Origin of the sequence: Rhizobium sp. P40RR-XXII (assembly GCF_012641405.1) — a bacterium.
GTDB lineage: Bacteria > Pseudomonadota > Alphaproteobacteria > Rhizobiales > Rhizobiaceae > Rhizobium.
On record NZ_JABAII010000005.1, the window covers coordinates 373,498 to 390,791 of the forward strand.

At 59.2% G+C, this 17,294-nt stretch carries 14 protein-coding genes and 1 pseudogene; 6 read left to right on the plus strand and 9 right to left on the minus strand.

Going from position 1 to position 17,294, the window contains the following annotated elements:
* Positions 1-646 precede the first annotated feature (646 nt).
* Entirely contained in the window at positions 647-1,981 is a 1,335-nt protein-coding gene (locus HGP16_RS12870; protein ID WP_168840385.1) for an aspartate aminotransferase family protein, read from the minus strand.
* A 143-nt stretch (positions 1,982-2,124) separates the two neighbouring features.
* Here HGP16_RS12870 and HGP16_RS12875 point away from each other — a divergent pair, with 143 nt between their 5' ends.
* Both HGP16_RS12875 and HGP16_RS12880 read left to right on the plus strand, forming a co-directional pair.
* Entirely contained in the window at positions 2,125-2,673 is a 549-nt protein-coding gene (locus HGP16_RS12875) for a cupin domain-containing protein (RefSeq protein ID WP_168840441.1), read from the plus strand.
* A gap of 210 nt (positions 2,674-2,883) precedes the next feature.
* Entirely contained in the window at positions 2,884-3,438 is a 555-nt protein-coding gene (locus tag HGP16_RS12880) for a GNAT family N-acetyltransferase (RefSeq protein ID WP_168840386.1), read from the plus strand.
* 70 nt (positions 3,439-3,508) lie between these two features.
* Here HGP16_RS12880 and mnhG read toward each other — a convergent pair whose 3' ends face one another.
* From mnhG to HGP16_RS12910, 6 genes are read right to left on the minus strand one after another with little or no spacing between them, the layout of a single operon-like run.
* Entirely contained in the window at positions 3,509-3,892 is a 384-nt protein-coding gene (mnhG, locus tag HGP16_RS12885) for a monovalent cation/H(+) antiporter subunit G (RefSeq protein ID WP_168840387.1), read from the minus strand.
* Complete coding sequence (locus HGP16_RS12890) at positions 3,889-4,170, minus strand: K+/H+ antiporter subunit F (RefSeq protein ID WP_168840388.1); 282 nt, start codon at positions 4,168-4,170, stop codon at positions 3,889-3,891. The genes mnhG and HGP16_RS12890 overlap by 4 nt, the downstream gene beginning before the upstream one ends.
* A complete protein-coding gene (locus tag HGP16_RS12895) occupies positions 4,167-4,643 on the minus strand; it encodes a Na+/H+ antiporter subunit E (protein ID WP_168840389.1) in 477 nt (158 codons plus the stop codon). The genes HGP16_RS12890 and HGP16_RS12895 overlap by 4 nt, the downstream gene beginning before the upstream one ends.
* Positions 4,643-6,274, minus strand: coding sequence for a monovalent cation/H+ antiporter subunit D (locus HGP16_RS12900; RefSeq protein ID WP_168840390.1), 1,632 nt, complete (start codon positions 6,272-6,274; stop codon positions 4,643-4,645). Before HGP16_RS12900 ends, HGP16_RS12895 begins: the two co-directional genes overlap by 1 nt.
* Positions 6,271-6,609 (minus strand): Na+/H+ antiporter subunit C, encoded by a 339-nt coding sequence (locus tag HGP16_RS12905; RefSeq protein WP_168840391.1) that lies wholly within the window; start codon positions 6,607-6,609, stop codon positions 6,271-6,273. Before HGP16_RS12905 ends, HGP16_RS12900 begins: the two co-directional genes overlap by 4 nt.
* Entirely contained in the window at positions 6,609-9,509 is a 2,901-nt protein-coding gene (locus HGP16_RS12910) for a monovalent cation/H+ antiporter subunit A (protein WP_409526835.1), read from the minus strand. The genes HGP16_RS12905 and HGP16_RS12910 overlap by 1 nt, the downstream gene beginning before the upstream one ends.
* A gap of 99 nt (positions 9,510-9,608) precedes the next feature.
* Between HGP16_RS12910 and HGP16_RS12915 the strand changes: the two are divergent.
* A pseudogene (locus HGP16_RS12915) lies at positions 9,609-9,894 on the plus strand (helix-turn-helix transcriptional regulator); the annotation flags it as partial.
* 540 nt (positions 9,895-10,434) lie between these two features.
* Here the strand turns inward: HGP16_RS12915 and HGP16_RS12920 are convergent.
* Both HGP16_RS12920 and HGP16_RS12925 read right to left on the minus strand, forming a co-directional pair.
* Complete coding sequence (locus HGP16_RS12920) at positions 10,435-11,142, minus strand: LuxR C-terminal-related transcriptional regulator (protein ID WP_409526836.1); 708 nt, start codon at positions 11,140-11,142, stop codon at positions 10,435-10,437.
* A 606-nt stretch (positions 11,143-11,748) separates the two neighbouring features.
* Positions 11,749-12,834 carry a hypothetical protein gene (locus tag HGP16_RS12925; protein ID WP_168840394.1) on the minus strand — a complete coding sequence of 362 codons (1,086 nt, stop codon included), beginning with the start codon at positions 12,832-12,834 and terminating at the stop codon, positions 11,749-11,751.
* A gap of 603 nt (positions 12,835-13,437) precedes the next feature.
* On the opposite strand from HGP16_RS12925, the gene HGP16_RS12930 reads away from it, so the two are divergent.
* The 3 genes from HGP16_RS12930 (at position 13,438) to HGP16_RS12940 (ending at position 17,290) form a co-directional block, all read left to right on the plus strand.
* Positions 13,438-14,013, plus strand: coding sequence for a PE-PGRS family protein (locus tag HGP16_RS12930; RefSeq protein WP_168840395.1), 576 nt, complete (start codon positions 13,438-13,440; stop codon positions 14,011-14,013).
* A 104-nt stretch (positions 14,014-14,117) separates the two neighbouring features.
* Positions 14,118-15,833, plus strand: coding sequence for a type I secretion system permease/ATPase (locus HGP16_RS12935; protein WP_168840396.1), 1,716 nt, complete (start codon positions 14,118-14,120; stop codon positions 15,831-15,833).
* Between the two features lie 14 nt (positions 15,834-15,847).
* Entirely contained in the window at positions 15,848-17,290 is a 1,443-nt protein-coding gene (locus tag HGP16_RS12940) for an HlyD family type I secretion periplasmic adaptor subunit (protein WP_168840397.1), read from the plus strand.
* Positions 17,291-17,294 lie beyond the last annotated feature (4 nt).

Consider the following 17,294-nt stretch of genomic DNA (forward strand, 5'->3'; position numbering starts at 1 on the left):
AGCGTTCCTTGCCAAGCCGCCATTGCTTATGAAGCTATGACGGGAGCTTCTCCACATGGATGCCCGCGCAAATGTAAAGGATAGATGTATAATGGCAACATCATCCGTTATTATTATCGGCAATTGGACCTCGCGACTGCATTATTTGTCGCTTTTTGAACCTCGGGAAGCGCGAATTTTGTGGCGCTCCCCTATTGTGAGAGCAGCCGCATCATCGATGGAGCGGCACGATCCAGCCATTCGAGATCAGGATTTGAGCTTCGGCACGTAAGTGCTGCAGCTGCATGCCCACTGGAAATACTCCGTGACGCTGCCAAAATCCGCGGGAATATCTACGGGTCAAGTGATACCGCCTTTGGTTTTTATCGCTGCTTTGTTGTCCGGCAAACTGATATTGGTTCGTCAAAACGGCACGCGAGAGCGGCGCATGCACTCTCGCTCCCCATCCATATTCATCCCGATCCCAGCCTATCATACTGCGGGCGTCTATTCTTGCTTGTACCTCCTCCGGCATCTGATCGGTGGGATCGAGGGCGAGCGTCGTAGCGCCATCGCGATTGAAGTTTTCACGGCCTTGTACCCACATCTTCGAGCAAGGTGCTCTTGCCTGGCCGGCGCGATCCGCGCCGGCCGAGGCAATGGATTATCAAGCCGCCCGCTTCAGCGCATCGCCGAGCACGGAGACGATCGTCTCGATCTCAGCGCGTTCGATGATGAGCGGCGGAGAGAGGGCGATGATATCGCCCGTGACACGGATCAGCAGGCCCTTCTGGAAGCAATCGACGAAGATGTCATAGGCGCGCGTGCCGGGAGCGCCATCGCGCGGCGCGAGCTCGATGGCGCCAACGAGGCCGAGATTGCGGATATCGACGACATGAGGCAGGCCCTTCAGCGAATGCAGCGCGTTCTGCCAGTCCTCGGCAAGCTCGCTTGCGCGTGTCAGCAGGCCTTCTTCCTTGTAGATTTCCATGGTGGCAAGACCGGCGGCACAAGCGACCGGATGCCCGGAATAAGTATAGCCGTGGAAGAGCTCGATCTGGTTTTCCGGGCCGGTCATGAGGCCATCGTAGACCTTGCGGCTGGCAAAGACCGCGCCCATCGGAATCGTGCCGTTGGTGATGCCTTTCGCCGTCGTGACGAGATCGGGAACGACACCGAAATACTCCGTGGCAAACGGCGTACCCAGACGGCCGAAGCCGGTGATCACTTCATCGAAAATCAGCAGAATGCCATGTTTGTCGGCGATTGCGCGCAACCGGTCCAGATAGCCCTTCGGGGGCAGGATGACGCCGGCAGAGCCGGACATCGGTTCGACGATGACGGCGGCAATCGTTTCAGCGCCATGCAGCGCGACCAGCCGCTCCAGATCTTCGGCAAGCTCGATGCCATGGGCCGGAAGCCCCTTGCTGAAGGCGTTGCGCTCGATGTCGAGCGTGTGGCGCATGTGATCGGCGGGGATCTGCGGGAAGACGCGGCGGTTGTTGACCAGACCGCCGACGGAAATGCCGCCGAAGCCGACACCGTGATAACCCTTTTCCCGGCCGATGATGCGGGTGCGCGTGCCCTGCCCGATCGCGCGCTGATAGGCGATGGCGATCTTGAGCGCGGTGTCGACGGATTCGGAACCCGAACCGGTGAAGAACACACGGTCGAGCCCGGCTTCCGGGCCGCCCGGCGCATGCGCGGCGAGCTTTGCGGCAAAATCGAAGGCGATCGGATGACCCATCTGGAAAGTCGGGGCAAAATCCATGGTGGAAAGCTGGCGTTCGACCGCCTGTGCGATTTTCTTGCGGCCATGGCCGGCATTGACGCACCAGAGGCCGGCCGTCCCATCAAGCACCTTGTTGCCGTCGACATCGGTGTAATACATGCCATCAGCGGCTGCGAGCAGCCGGGGTGCTGCCTTGAACTGCCGGTTCGCCGTGAACGGCATCCAGAAATTGTCGAGAACCGGGGTATTGGGATGGGTGATCTTATCCATTGTCGCCTCCATTGCACTGTTGCTGACATCAGCGATTTTCCTGTTCCGAACAAGTCCTTTTCTCTTCGGCTTTAAACTATTGATTTTGCTTCATCGGCATGAAATATTTTCGATATTTCGAACATCTGAAACCCGAGGCCATGATGTCCGTCGATATCGGCAATCGCCTGCGTCATCTGCGCCTGGCGCGCAACCTTTCCCAGCGCGAGCTTGCCAAGCGCGCCGGCGTGACCAATTCGACAATCTCCTTGATCGAATCCAATTCGGCCAATCCCTCGGTCGGCGCGCTGAAGCGCATTCTCGACGGCCTACCGATCGGGCTTGCCGAATTCTTCGCCTTCGAGCCGGAAACGCCGAAAAAGGCCTTCTATGCGGCCGAGGAATTGGTGGAAATCGGCAAAGGCCCGATTTCCTATCGCCAGATCGGCGAAAACCTCTTCGGCCGCAGCCTGCAGATCCTGAAGGAGTGCTACCAGCCGGGTGCCGATACCGGCAAGGTACCGCTGGTGCATGAAGGAGAGGAAGGCGGCATCATCCTATCCGGCCGCCTGGAAGTTACCGTTGACGACGAGCGGCGCATTCTGGGTCCGGGCGACGCCTATTACTTCGAAAGCCGCCGGCCGCATCGCTTCCGCTGTGTCGGTCCGGTTCCTTGCGAGGTCATCAGTGCCTGTACGCCTCCGAGTTTTTAGATGCGGGAGGCGTCGATTGACGGGACGATATGACGGCGGAAAAGGACCGGACCGCAAAAGGGGGTTCGCCCCTCGTAAACGGAACGCTTTCGCGGCCGGTCCCACATATCCCGCAGGCGATGCCCGCAGGAGGCGGCGCTTTTGCGCACCCAATGCGGCAATATATTGGCCGCCTGCCACGGACGGCTCCCAGCCAGCAAGGCGTGTACGATGATCGCAAGATCGATCCCCCGCTCGCCCATCCAGACCGCCCGTCTCCTGCTTCGTCCCACATCGGCGGCCGACGCCGGACGTGCGCTCGAAATCCAGAGCGATTGGAATGTGACGCGCATGCTGAGCAACGCCACCTATCCCCCAGACCTGCAAGATATCGAAAGCTGGTTTTCCAGCCACGGCCAAGAATGGGTCGACGGTACGGCCTACCGCTTTGCCATCGAGCAGACCGGAAGAATGATTGGTATCGTCGATGTCGACGGCATTGCCGGCGTCGAGGGCAGCCTGGGTTACTGGCTGGAGAGATCCGCCTGGGGCAAGGCCTATGCCTTCGAGGCAGCACAGGCGCTGATCGGGTTCGTCTTCCGCGAAGTCGGCCTGACGAGGCTCGAATCCGGCCATGCATCCGACAACCCCGCGTCGGGACGGGTGCTGACGAAACTTGGCTTCACACCGATCGACGCCAGAGAGCTTTTCTCGCGCTCGCGACGCGAAACCATCATTCAATGCCGCTATATGCTTGAAAAGGAAAGCTTGCATCCCGGACCTTGAAGCTGATTGCCCTGGGACCAACGAAGCCTTGCCTGCCGGCTTCCGAGACATGAGGGAAAGGATCAGGTGACTACGAAGAGTGTCCCTCGGCCGACGTTCCTTCAGGCGATTGTTTGGGCGGAACGTTGCTGTTCTGCTCGGCACGGTCGCGATGCAGCGCCGCGCGGGCAAGCAGCATGAAAGTGACCGGCGTCGTTACCGTTACGAAGACGCCGATCAGCAGCTCATGGATGACTAGCGACCGTGTCGAGATCGAAAAGAAGATCGTCGAGGCGGTCATGATCGCGCCGATGCCGCCGCTCGTTCCCAGTGTCGGCGCATGGACGCGCTCGTAGAACGTTCCAAGCTTCAGGAAGCCGATCGCGCCGACCAGGGTAAGGAAGGCACCGATGAGGAGCAGCCCGCCAACTGGGATTGCAGCCCATAGGGGCAAGTTTTCAAACGGCGGGCTCATTCGATCACCTCCCCGCGCATCAGGAATTTCGCAAGAGCAACGGTTGCGACAAAGCCGAGCACGCCGATGACGAGCGCTGCCTCGAAATAGACGACACGCCCGGTGCCGATGCCGAAGGTCAGAAGCAGCAGCATGGCGTTCACATAAAGTGTATCGAGCGCGATGATGCGATCCTGCGCGCGCGGGCCGCGGAACATGCGAATGGAAGCGATCGCCATCGCCGCCACGATCATCAGCTGCGCGGCCGCGACGGATATCTGGATGATCATTGCGCTCATGCGAATATCTCCATCAGCAGGTTTTCGTATCGATTGGCGACCACGTCGCGCCATTGCGCCTCATTTTCGAGATCGAGGACATGCAGCAGCACGGTATTGTCATTGGAATCATATTCGAGCCATGCGGAGCCCGGCGTGCTGGTCAGGATAACCGCCAGCAGCGCAAGCGAGATCTGATCGCGAACTCTAAGTTCCAGGACAACGAAACCCGGATTTGCCTTGCGCGAACGACCTCTCAAAATGATCCAGGTCACCTGCACATTCGATTTTGCGACGTCGAAGACAACGCGGAAAAACAGCTTGGGCAGCAGATACCACTTCCGCAACTGTGGCTTTTCGGGCCGCAACGAGGCCATGCCCCAGGAAGCGAAAATGGCAACGATGATGCCGAGAACAAGCTGGCCGAGCGTGAAACCGTTCAGCAATAGCCACATCAGGAGCAAGCTCAGCGCCAGCAGCGGATAAGGAAGCATTATAAACCTCCCGCTTTGCTGGCATCAACGGCAGCAGTTGCCGGCGCAACCACCGCGTTGCGAACAGCATCGACATAGACGCTGGGATCGCTGAGCGTGCGGATGGTCGCATCCATATACCGCATGACGGCGCCGGCCCAGATCGTCAAAGCCAGCGTCAAGGCAAGCAGGCCCATGACAGGGACTATCTCGATGACAAGCACGCGCGGAACCGTGCCCTCGAGCGAGCTCCAGAATGTGCGTATACCGGCGCGCGTCATCGCGATCAGGGCAGCAATGCCCGAGAGGATCACGAGCAGGATCAAGGCCCAGACGGCGGTGCTCGGCGGAATGCCGATCGCGCCGGTTCCCATCATGGCGGAGAGCATGGCGAACTTGGCGACGAAGCCGGAAAGCGGCGGCAGGCCGGCAAGCAGGATGCCGCAGGCGGCAAAGCAGATGCCGAGCATCGCCATGGTGCCGGGCATCGTCACGCCATCGCCTTCCGCCGGCTCCTTCTCTTCGGCATCGCCATAGGCCTCCATCGTGACGGCGAGAACGCTGGCACCCGCATCCTGGCCGCGCTCCACGAGCTCGATCAGCATGAAGAAGGCACTGATCGTCAGCGTCGAACTGACAAGGTACATCAAGGCGCCGGCCGATATCGATCCGTCATTGATGCCGATCACCATCAGAAGCGTGCCGGACGAGACCAGCACCGAAAAACCGGCCAGGCGGCCAAGCGCTTGCGATGCCAGCACGCCGACCGTTCCAAAGATCAGCGTTGCCATGCCGCCGTAAAGAAGCACGGTCGCGCCGAAGCCGGCGGACGGGCCACTACTGAACAAGAGCATGGTCAGCCGCAGGATGACATAGATGCCGAGCTTGCTCAGGATGGCGAATATGCCCGCAACCGGCGCCGACGCCGCGCTATAGGCCGTCGGTAGCCAGAAGCAGAGCGGCCACATGCCGGCCTTGATCAGAAATGCGATGCCGAGCACGCCGGCGCCCGCCTGCATCAGCATGCGGCGATCGGCCGACATTTCCGGGATGCGCACGGCAAGATCCGCCATGTTCAGCGTTCCCGCCGTGCCATAGATCAGGCTGACGCCGATGAGGAAGAGCAGCGCGGCCGCGAGGTTGACGGCAATGTAGTGCATGCCTGCCTTGACGCGGAGCGGGCCGGAGCCGTGCAGCAGCAGGCCATAGGACGCCGCCAGCATGATCTCGAAGAAGACGAAGAGGTTGAAGAGATCGCCGGTCAGGAAGGCGCCATTGACGCCCATCAGCAGCAGCTGGAACATAGTGTGAAAATGCGCGCCGACCGCGTGCCAGCGTGCCAGCGAAAATATCAGCGCGGCAACGGCGACGATGGATGTCAGCAGCAGCATGAGTGCCGACAACCCGTCGAGTACGAGCACAATGCCGAAGGGCGCGCTCCAGTTTCCGAGCAAATAGGCACGCTCCTGGCCTGACGATCCGCCTTCCGCGCGGAAGAGCGCAAGCGCGATGCCCACCAGCAAGAGGGTGGCGGCCAGGCTGATGAGCGCCTTCAGCATACGCGAGCGCTCGTCGATGAACACAAGCAGCGCGCCCGCAATAAGCGGAACGAGGATCGGCGCGATGATGAGGTGATGCGACCAGCCCGTCATTTCCGATCGCTCCTTCCATCGACATGGTCCGTGCCGGTCAAGCCACGCGAGGCAAGCAGAACAACGAGGAACAGGGCGGTAGTCGCAAAACCGATGACGATCGCCGTCAATACCAGCGCTTGCGGCACCGGGTCCGCCAGCGCATGCGAAGCCGTGCCGTCACCGAGCAGCGGCGGCACGTTCGTCTTCACGCCGCCGACACCGAAGATGAAGAGGTTGACCGCGTAGGACAGCAGCGACAGCCCAATGATGACCTGATAGGTGCGCGGACGCAGGATCAGCCACACGCCGCAGGCCGTCATCACACCGATCGCAATGGACAAGATGAGTTCCATCAATCCCCCTTTGCCTTGTCGGCATCGAGCGCGCGCAGGCGATTGATGCGCAGCGACTGGTGCGCAAGAGCCACAAGGATCAGGACCGTGGACCCGACGACCAGCAGGAAGACGCCGAGATCGAAGAGAAGCGCGCTTGCCGCCGGCACCTTGCCGATCAGCGGCATGTCCAGATACTGGAAATGCGATGTGAGGAAGGGATAGCCGAAGAACCAGGCGCCGATGCCGGTCGCCGTCGCGACCAGAAGCCCCGCTCCCATCCATCGCAGCGGCAGAATGCGGATGCGATCCTCCGCCCAGCGCGTGCCGCCGGCGAGATACTGCAGCAGGAAGCCGATCGAGAGCGTCAAGCCGGCCGAGAAGCCGCCGCCCGGAGCATCATGCCCGCGCATGAAGATATAGACCGATAGCGCGATCACGAAGGGGAACATCCACTGCATGATCACGGAAGGCACGAGCAGATAGTCGCGCACGGTATCGCCGGCCGAACGCTCCGGCCGTTCTTCGTCGAAACGGTTCTGGATCTGCTGCTGCTCCGGCATCTCCATGCTATCGGGCGCCGGGCGGAAACGGCGCAGCAAGGCGTAGACGGTCAAGGCGACGACACCGAGAACGGCAATTTCGCCCAAAGTATCGAAACCACGGAAATCGACCAGGATCACGTTGACGACGTTGCGGCCGCCGCCCTTCGAATAGGCATTTTCGAGGAAATAATTCGCAATGGCATCCGGCACCGGCATGGTCATGACGGCGTAGGAGACGAACATCATGCCGACACCACAGACCATGGCCAGCGCAAGGTCGCGGAAGCGACGGAAACGGGCTCGCAGATCGACGGTATCGTCGATCCCTTCCGTCCGCTTCGGCAGCCAGCGTAAGCCCAGCAGGATGAGAACAGTCGTGACGATTTCGACGAGAAGCTGGGTGATGGCAAGATCCGGCGCGGAAAGCCAGACGAAAGTCATGCAGACGATCAGTCCAACGCCGCCCAGCATCACGAGCGCCGCGAGCCGGTGATATTTCGCAAAGAAGGCGGTGCCGATCGCAAGGCAGATACCGATCGCCCAAATGGACGCAAAGACCGGGTCAGCGCCCGAAAAGGCAAAATGCCTCGCCTCGAAACCCGACAAATAGAGCGGCAGCAAACCGGCCGCAAAGCCTGTTGCCACCACCCAGCGAAGCTGCGGCTGCAGTTTGCGCGTGCCGATCCGCTTTTCGGCTGTTCGCGCCCAGTGCCAGGAAACCTCCACCAGCACGCGCTCGAAGATGCGCCGCCCCTTCAGGCGGCGGAAGATGGGCGGCCCGTCGTCGCATCGCGACAGATAACCCTTGAAAGCAAAGTAGAAGACCGTTCCGCCGACCAATGCGATGATGCTCATGATGAGCGGCAGATTGAAACCGTGCCAAAGCGAGAGGCTGTATTGCGGCGTATCGGCATTCAAAACGCTGACGACAGCTGCCTGCAGGAAAGGCGCGACCGAAAGGGTCGGAACGATGCCGACGACGAGGCAAACGACGACCAGCAGCTCGATCGGGAAGCGCATCGAGCGCGGCGGCTCATGCGGCTTGGCGATCGGCAGGTCGGTCGGCGCCGGCCCGAAGAAGACGGTCTGAATGAAGCGCAACGAATAGGCGACGCTGAAGGCGCTTGCAAGCGTCGCCACATAGGGAAGCATGCGGTCGAGAATGGAGTCGGCATGGGTCTCGATGGCTTCGGCGAAGAACATTTCCTTGGACAGGAAGCCGTTGAGCAGCGGCACGCCGGCCATGGCGGCGCTCGCGACGATCGCGAGCGATCCGGTGAACGGCAGATAGCGGAACAAGCCGCTGAGCCGGCGCATATCGCGCGTGCCGGTCTCGTGATCGATGATGCCGGCGGCCATGAACAGCGACGCCTTGAACGTGGCATGGTTCAGCATGTGGAAGATGGCGGCGACCGTCGCAAGCGGGCTGCCGAGGCTGAGCAAGGTGGTGATGAGGCCGAGATGGCTGATCGTCGAATAGGCGAGCAACCCTTTCAGGTCCTGCTGGAACATCGCGAAATAGGCGCCCAGCAGCAGCGTGGTGATGCCGGCGGCCCCGACGATATAGAACCACTCGTTGGTGCCGGCGAGAACCGGCCAGAAGCGCGCCAGCAGGAAGACGCCTGCCTTCACCAGCGTGGCGGAATGCAGATAGGCAGAGACCGGCGTCGGCGCCGCCATCGCATTCGGAAGCCAGAAATGGAAGGGGAACTGCGCGCTCTTCGTCAGTGCTCCCAGCAGGATAAGTATCAGCGCAGGCAGATAGAGCGGATGATTGCGGATGATATCCCCCGATGCCAGGATCTTATCCAGATCGTAGCTGCCGACGATATGGCCGATCAGGATCAGCCCGATCAGCAGGCAGAAGCCGCCGATGCCGGTGATGGTCAGCGCCATGCGCGCGCCGTCGCGGGCGGCGGCGCTATTGTGCCAATAGCTGATCAGCAGGAAGGAAAAGATGCTTGTCAGCTCCCAGAATATCGAGAGCAGAATGACATTGCCCGAAAGCACGATGCCGAGCATCGCCCCCATGAAGGCGAGCAGGAAGGAGAAGAAACGGGGAACCGGATCCTCTTCCGACATGTAGTAGCGGGCATAGACGATGACGAGAAAGCCGATAGCGGTGATGACGACCGAAAAGAGCCAGGCGAAACCATCCAGTCTGAGGCTGAAATCAAGCCCCAGCTGCGGCAGCCACTCGATGCTGTACCGGACCACACCGCCATCTCTAATGGCGGGATAGAAGCTCGCGGAAATCAGCAGCGCCAGAAATGTGACCGCGCCGGCGATCGAGGCCGGACCGCGCCGCGACTGCGTGCGCAACAGGCAGACGGAAAGAAGACTACCGATAAACGGCAGGACCAAAAGTGCTAGAATGAAAACTGGCCCGCTGGCTATCCCAAAACGTCGTTCCTTCGCGTGGCCGGATAACGTCAGACTGCTACGGCAGCAAAACCCCTGGAAATCCGGCGGATTATGTCCTATATGATAGATATTGCCCAATATGGGCAGCTTTGAACCCTGCGTCAAGGTTAAGATGGCGATGATTTTGACACCAGCGCTTTGCCGGGCGGCTCGCGGCTTTCTCGATTGGACGCAGATGGACCTTGCCGACCGCTCTGGCGTATCGCGCAGCACGATCCGCGACTATGAAGGCAATCGCCACAGCCTGCATCGGGCGACGGAAGCGCAGCTGCGATTGGCGCTGGAAACGGGAGGCATCGCCTTCTTCCGGATCGAAGGGCACGAGATCGGCATCTGCAGCAAGGCTCTTGCCGCGGAGGCACCCGCGCAGACGCATACCGAAAACTGTGAGATCCTGTCCCCCTCCGGCGAACGGGCCCAGGCGACCACTCCGAAAACAGGACAATAGCGCCGCCACAGGCGCCTAAAACCGGCACACGTCAGACCGCAAGACTACGCTTTGAGCCGGAAAATCCGTTCGGCTGCGTCGGATAGCATCGTGCCGGGCAGCGAACCCGTTTCCGCTGATCAGAAGGTGAGCGACCAGGTTCTCAAATCAGCCACATGCCCGCGATCACCGCATCCGCGCCGTATCCCATACGACGGGAGAAGCCGACGTCCACCGCCACCGAAGCTTCAACGGGCGGATAGACGACGATAGCCTGCCTTTTGGAGAGCTCAGCCTTCGGTCTCAATGCAATAACGGAAGGGTGTACCAATCCTTGTCAATCGGCAGCGGTGCGTGTCAGGGAGCAATCTTCAGCGCCTGTGTGGGGTCAGATTGCGCTCCGCAACCCAATCAGAACGTTGCGACAGCTCCCAGTACTGGCGACACCGCCTAAGTTGGCGCGGCGTCTTGCCCGCCGGCGGCTCTTTGAATTAGGCGGGCAACCACTTCAGTGCGGTTCTGTGCCTGCAACTTACGCATTATGTGTTGCAAATGCATCTTCACCGTATGCCCGGACAAATTGAGTTTTCCTGCAATGACCTTATTTGAGCAGCCGCATTGCAGCTCCGCGAGAACATCCGCCTCCCGGGGAGTGAAATCGGCAATCGCCAGATACTGCGTTCTATCATCCAAGCTTTTTTCGGCCTCATTTCTGGCCGGAGCATGCTCGTTTGAGCCGTTGGTAACCGTTCCCAATAGCTGCGGGCAGAATGTGCCTCCCGCCAGAACGAGACGAAGACCGGCAAGGGCAATGTCAATGGGAAGCGACGTCGAAAAAAAGCCGCGAATGCCCATCTTGAGCGCCTGACAAGCTATGTTGACGTCATCCGTACCTAAGAGCAACGTGATAGGCGCCTCAGGAAAACGCGCAGCAATTGCCGCGAGATCATCACGCAGGCTTGCGCTCTCAACACCTCTGCCGGCCAGATCTAGTGCAATCAAACGCACCTCGGCTCCAAGAGCTCTATCGAGACTCTCGGTCGAGATCATATCGATAAAATTCCACCCGGCGAGTTCATGCTCAAGAAGCTTCACAACGGTCGTCCGCGCCAGTGTAGAATGCTGAATAACGACAATAGTTGGTACATTGCGCCGCATCTGGCGCTTAGCTTTAACACTGTTGGACAACTGCTCGCTCCCCGGAATATTTGCAGACCAACAGTAATACATATTATTCCTGTTCTCGTTTCAGGTCACGACAGAAAAAAGGGGTACTCTCGATATCAATAGTCTTATCTCTCATGATAATTCTCATGATCTACAAGACCCTAGCGAGAGACAACCCATGCCTGAAAAATACGTTGAAAAGCCTGATTATGAGGACATGCAGAATCGACTTATCGCTGTAGGTATTACATGTTTTCGCGGAATTCGCGTACTGTAAGCAAGTCAACAAAGCTTGCAAACATACTGAAAAGACAATCGATCTGTCGCAGATGCATACGAGGAGGGTCGTTGGATATAACAAGCTCGCGATCAAATTGGGTTTGATGCCATATCTCAACTCAAAGCGGAGAAAATCGACGACAATGCGGATGAGATCATGGTCGAGTGTTCGGTATCGCAGTGAAAGGCGTTCCGCGCCATAGGCTCAAGAGGCGAAAGCCCGAGCGGAGGAAGCGATCCAGCATATGGCTTGAAAAATGGCACGAGGAGCGGTTTCGTGCGGTTGAGCCTCGGCAATACGCAAGTGGAGGCTATCTGCTAGATATGCATGAAGCTCAGAATGTCATCCACTAGAGCCGAGTGGGCGTCGGTGAGGTTGCCGCCTCCGCCGTGGCCGCCGATACCGGCCAGCTGAAGCGCATGCTGATCATAGAGAACATGATCGATCTGTTGGGCGTCCGCGGTCCCACCGGCGGGAACGGCAATGTTGATGGGGTGGAAATAGGCGAAATTGACGTCTACCATGCTGCCGGTTGCCGATCCGATCCCGCCACCGCCGCCCTCATGATTGCCGGTAAAGATAGTCCCTGACGACATGTTGAAGCCACCGCCGTCGCCGCCCATGCCTGCAATCTGCATGGTGCCCTGATCGAAAATTGCATTGTTTGTCTGATGGGCCTCCGCCGAGCCGCCTGCGGCGCCCACGGCGATGTTGATCGGTGAGAAGATGGCCACGCTCACGTCGACCATGCTGCCGACGAAAAAACCGCCACCGCCGTGACCCGCATAATTGTCGCCGGTAAATGTAACTGCAGTTCCCGGGCTCATCGACGCATCATGGCTCGCGACGTTATGATCTCCGCCCGAGCCGCCGACGCCGCCAATCTGGGTTGCGCCCTGCAGGAATAGTGCGTTGTTCGATTGCTCAGAATGCGCCAAGCCGCCAGGGCCTGCCGCCACGGCGGTATTCACGGGGGCAAACAGCGCGACTTCCGAGCTTACGAGTCCGCCGTAGAAGAGACCAGTCCCCCCCGTGCCGGCATGATTGGCATCACCGCCGCCGATGGCAGCATTGCCGCTTCCGCCATTCCCGCCGATCCCAGCCATTTCGGTCGGATGCTGATTGATGAGCGCATCGTTGCCCTGGAAGGCGTCGGCACCTGAATGAGGGCCTGCAATAGCGGCATTGGAGGGCATGAAGACGGCCAATGCGTTGCTGTCAATCACACCTTCGCTTATCCCGTCGCCACCGCTGCCAGCCGAATTGTAGCTCGGACCAGAAGCAACATCCAATGGGAGCCAAGTCGGCACCAATGCCAGATGCCCCGCAGCCGAATTGGAAACGGGGGTCTGATCGGTGCCGGCTTTCGGCAAGTCTTCCAATAAGGTACGAATTTCCGTCATTACCGTCTCCAATCCGCGATCAACCGCCCGTCCCACCGGGCGTGCGGCGTATGCAGCCAGAAGTGTTCGGTCATTGTGCATCTGAACGCACGAAAAACGGAGCCCGCAATTCGTCTACATCCTGTCGGCTAGTTCTGTAGCCATTTGGCTATCATCGCTGCAGCGTCCCCGTTGTGCGAGTTTGAGGTCACTAAATCCACCTCTGGATGAGAGATCCGACATCGTGCATCCCCTCCTCGCGACGGAACATGATAGTTTTTCGGCCTCCGAACAGGATCTCCTCCGCCAATCGCGGCCTGATCAGAACCCCGGAATTCAGCCGGTTCGCTTGGGGCCGTTGCTTCGAAAAATGGCGCCGCTTCGACGGGGCCGCAGACATAATCATGCCGATGTCATCCGCCGACAAACCATTAGGTACCAAGCCAAAACAACGCTCCGTCGCCTCCAACTATACGTCCGAAGGAACGTCGCCGAATAGCTAGATAGCTCGAAGATCAAATCGCGGGTAATATTTACCTGCGGTTGTATTGGCTAGCGAGGAGATGCTGGATACTCACACCGTAAATAGAACTCGGACGAAACGAAGTAGAAGGAGGGACATCAATGCCTATTCCACAAATATCAGACACGATTCATCTCAATAACCCGGATGCGGGCGACGCCAATGCCGGTAACGGTGGCGATGGCTACAGCCATGGGAACATTGACTACAACCCGGTTGCCTATGTTGCCAATGTGCAAACGGTCGACGGGGCATCTACCGATCTGCACAACGGCGATCACGTTTGGCAGACGGCGGATTGGACTGCCGGCGGTGGCGGAAGTGGTGGCTTTACTCAAGCGCAGAACGGCTTCCTGGCATCTATCTCGAACAGCGGCGCCGGCGGCGCGGGGGGAGATTCTCACTCCGACGGCAGTCAAGGAAGCTCGAGCGGCGGCGACGTGGCTGCAGTGAGTGCGGCCACGACCGGGACACAATATACGCAGCTTCTGGCTGATCAGCATGCCACCATTCTCGCAGGCGTCGGCGGTAACGGCGGTAACGGAAACATGGCCCGGGGCGGCGATATCTCGTCAGCATTGGTTCACACGGATCCCGAAACGACAACGGTGAACAATGCGCTCGATCATTTCGTAAACGACTTCGGTCATATCGATCTCAGCCATCTTGGCTCATGAAACTCCGATCCTGAAGGTCGCCGGCTTCGGCTGGCGACCCTCATAGGTTGCGAGACCAGCCAACAACCTCTTCTTGTCAGTATCAAGTGCAGCGAGATCTGATAATGGCAACGCTTTCTGCAAAGCTATCGCGCCCACAGACACAGCTCGTTGTTGCGCTCCGGGCCTGTGCCGGAGCCTTCGGGTTGGTTTTCCTCTATAGCTGCGGCTACAATCTCTTTCTTCTGGCGCCTTCCATCTATCTCCTGCAGATCTATGACAGAGTCCTGTCGAGCCGAAGTGCTGACACGCTGCTGATGCTGACGATGATCATCGCCATCGCGGTGGTGGTCGGGTCCACGCTGGATATCGTGCGCAGGGCAGCTCTTTCGCGCATCGGCAGCTGGCTGGATCACAGGCTACGGCCCATGGTGCTCACCGCGTCATTCGAATATGCCGCTCGCGCCGATCCGGGAGCCGCTACGGAGTGCTACAGGGACCTCGCCATATTACGCCAGTTTCTCGATTCACCGGCCAGCTCCCTTTTTTTTGACGTTCCTTGGGCGCCGGTCTTCCTTCTCTTGCTCTTTCTTGTTCATCCGCTGCTCGGGACCATCGGTCTTCTGAGCGCAGTTGCACTTCTGCTGTTCGCGTTCCTGACGGAGCTTGCGACGCAAGAGCCGCTTGCCCGCGCCAATATCGCCCTTTCGCGGAGCTATCTGCGATTTGCGAGCGCCCTCAAAAACATCGAGGTGATCCGGGCCATGGGCATGCAGTATGGCGCAGCGCTGGTCGTCTATCGCGATGCGGAAATGGCAAGAAGGGCGCAGGACGTCGCGATGCATCGCACGGAGATCATTCTCGGTTTCTCCAAAGCAATCCGCACGCTCGCGCAGATCCTCATGATGGGATCCGCTACATGGCTGGTGCTCGCGAGCAGCAGCAGTCCCGGCATCATCTTCGTTGCGAGCTTGCTGCTCGGGCGCGGGCTCGCACCAATCGAGGGCGCAATAGGCGCATGGCGCTCCTTTACATTTGCGCGGAATGCCTTCAATCGCTTGAACAGAATGCTGATCGCGGTCGCATCGGAACCCGATGCCCGAACGGTGCCGCAACCGGAACCCAATGGCCTCATTCTCGATAACGTCAGCTATATTCAGCCATTCGCCAACAGGAAGATATTGACTGATATCACGTTGCGTCTCGCGCCAGGCGATTGCGTAGCGCTCATCGGCCCGTCGGGATCTGGAAAATCGACGCTCGGTCGCGTCATAGCCGGCGTTGTGCAAGCAACGAGCGGATGTGCTCTTCTTGGCGGGGTAGATATCTCAGCTCTGCGCCTTTGCGGGGGGACCCGCCACGTCGGATACCTGCCGCAGGACATCGAACTCTTCGGCGGCGCGATCAAGGATGTGATAGGCCGGCTGGACGGAGGAGATCCCGTCAAAGCGATCGACGCCGCAAAGCTGGTTGGATTGCACGAAGCGATCATGCGGCTGCCCCAGGGCTACGAGACCGATATCGGCGAAGGCGGAAACCTGCTCCTTCGAGCTCAGCGCCAACAGCTCGGGCTGGCACGGGCGGCCTATGGAAATCCGTCTCTTATCGTTCTCGACGATCCGAACTCGAGCCTGGATTATGATGGCGAACGCATGCTGTTCAAGGCGATTGAGCGCATGAAATCCAGGGGGATGACCGTCGTTATCATAACGCACCGGATGGGTATCCTGCCGGTCACCAACAAGATTGCCATTATGCGTAACGGGACGGTGGCTGCCTTTGGCGACAGCGAGCGGATTTATGAAACCTATCTTCAACCGCCATCTCGAACGGGAACGTAGGGAGGGACGCCACCATGACCCTTGTTCACCTGGACGCAATGCTGACGAGACTTTCGAACTCGTCAAGGACTGGCCGGCGGTTCGCTCAACGATCGACAGCGACAGGAAAGCAACAGGCCTATTCGCCAGTGACCGACGCGAAACATTGCGGACCCGCCCCCCCTTCGCCCATGCCGAGGCTCAGAGGCGTTGTTTGGACAGGGAACCTGTTGATCGGTGTCTTTATTGTCGGATTGGGAATCTGGTCGGTTCTGGCGCCGCTGAAGAGCGCTGCGATTGCACCGGGCGTTGTCGAACCAGAGTCCAGCCGTAAGACCATTCAGCATCTGGAAGGCGGAATTGTGCGGCGGATACTCGTCAAAAACGGCGATGCCGTCACGGCCGGGCAAATCATCATAGAACTCGACGACACGAAGTCCCGCTCGGAGCGCGACAGTATTCAAGGGCAACTTTGGGACGCAGAAGCAAGCCGCGCCCGCCTGCTTGTGGAGCAGACGGGCGGCGACCATGTCGACTATCCGCAAGGCCTCAGGGCGGCAACGGACAGAGATCCTGCGGTCAGCGCAATTCTGACTGGGCAACAGAAAATCTTCGAAGCGCGGCGCCAGGTCATGCAGGCGGAAGTCGGGATCACCAATGAAAAAATCGCGCAGGTACGGCAGGAAATCGTCGGACTTGGCGCGCAGAAGGCAGCACTGACCGACAGAGGCACAATTTCGCGGGAAGAACTGGATCAGGTTACGCTCCTCAACGCCAAAGGACTGGAAAGAAAGAGCAGACTTCTCAACCTCCAGCGGGAAAAAGCAGACCTGGATGGCCAGCAAGGTCAAGTAGAGGCGCAGATCTCTCGCGCCTACCAGGTGATCAGCGAGTCGCAGGCCGATCTCGCAAAGCTTGAGAGCGATCGGCTGAGCGAAGTCGCACAAGGCATGCGCGATACGGAAAGCCAGATCATGCAACTACGCGAGCGCTTGCGGGCGATCGACGACCAACTTTCAAGGACCGATATCCGTGCTCCCGACGATGGAATAATCATGAACCTGCGCATCCACACAGCCGGTGGCGTGATCGGCGCGGGCGAACCGCTCGTCGATCTTCTCCCACGTGCCGATCGCCTTGTCGTGTCTGCCCACGTCAGACCGGAAGACATCAATCTCGTCCATGCGGGGCTTGAGGCACAGGTTCACCTCCTTCCATACAATCAGCGACGTGTTCCACTCCTGAAAGGTCGGGTCGAGTATGTGTCGGCGGACCGTCTCACCGATACGCAGAGTGGTCAGCCGTACTTTGCCGCAACAATCCGTGTAACGGACGAGCGGTTGGCGAAAATGAGCGATGTCGAACTGGTCGCCGGCATGCCCGCACAGGCACTGATCGAAACGGGCAAAAGCAGCGTGGCGTTCTATGCTGTCAGACCACTTCTCGACAGCTTCAACAGAGCATTTCGTGAGGAATGAAGCG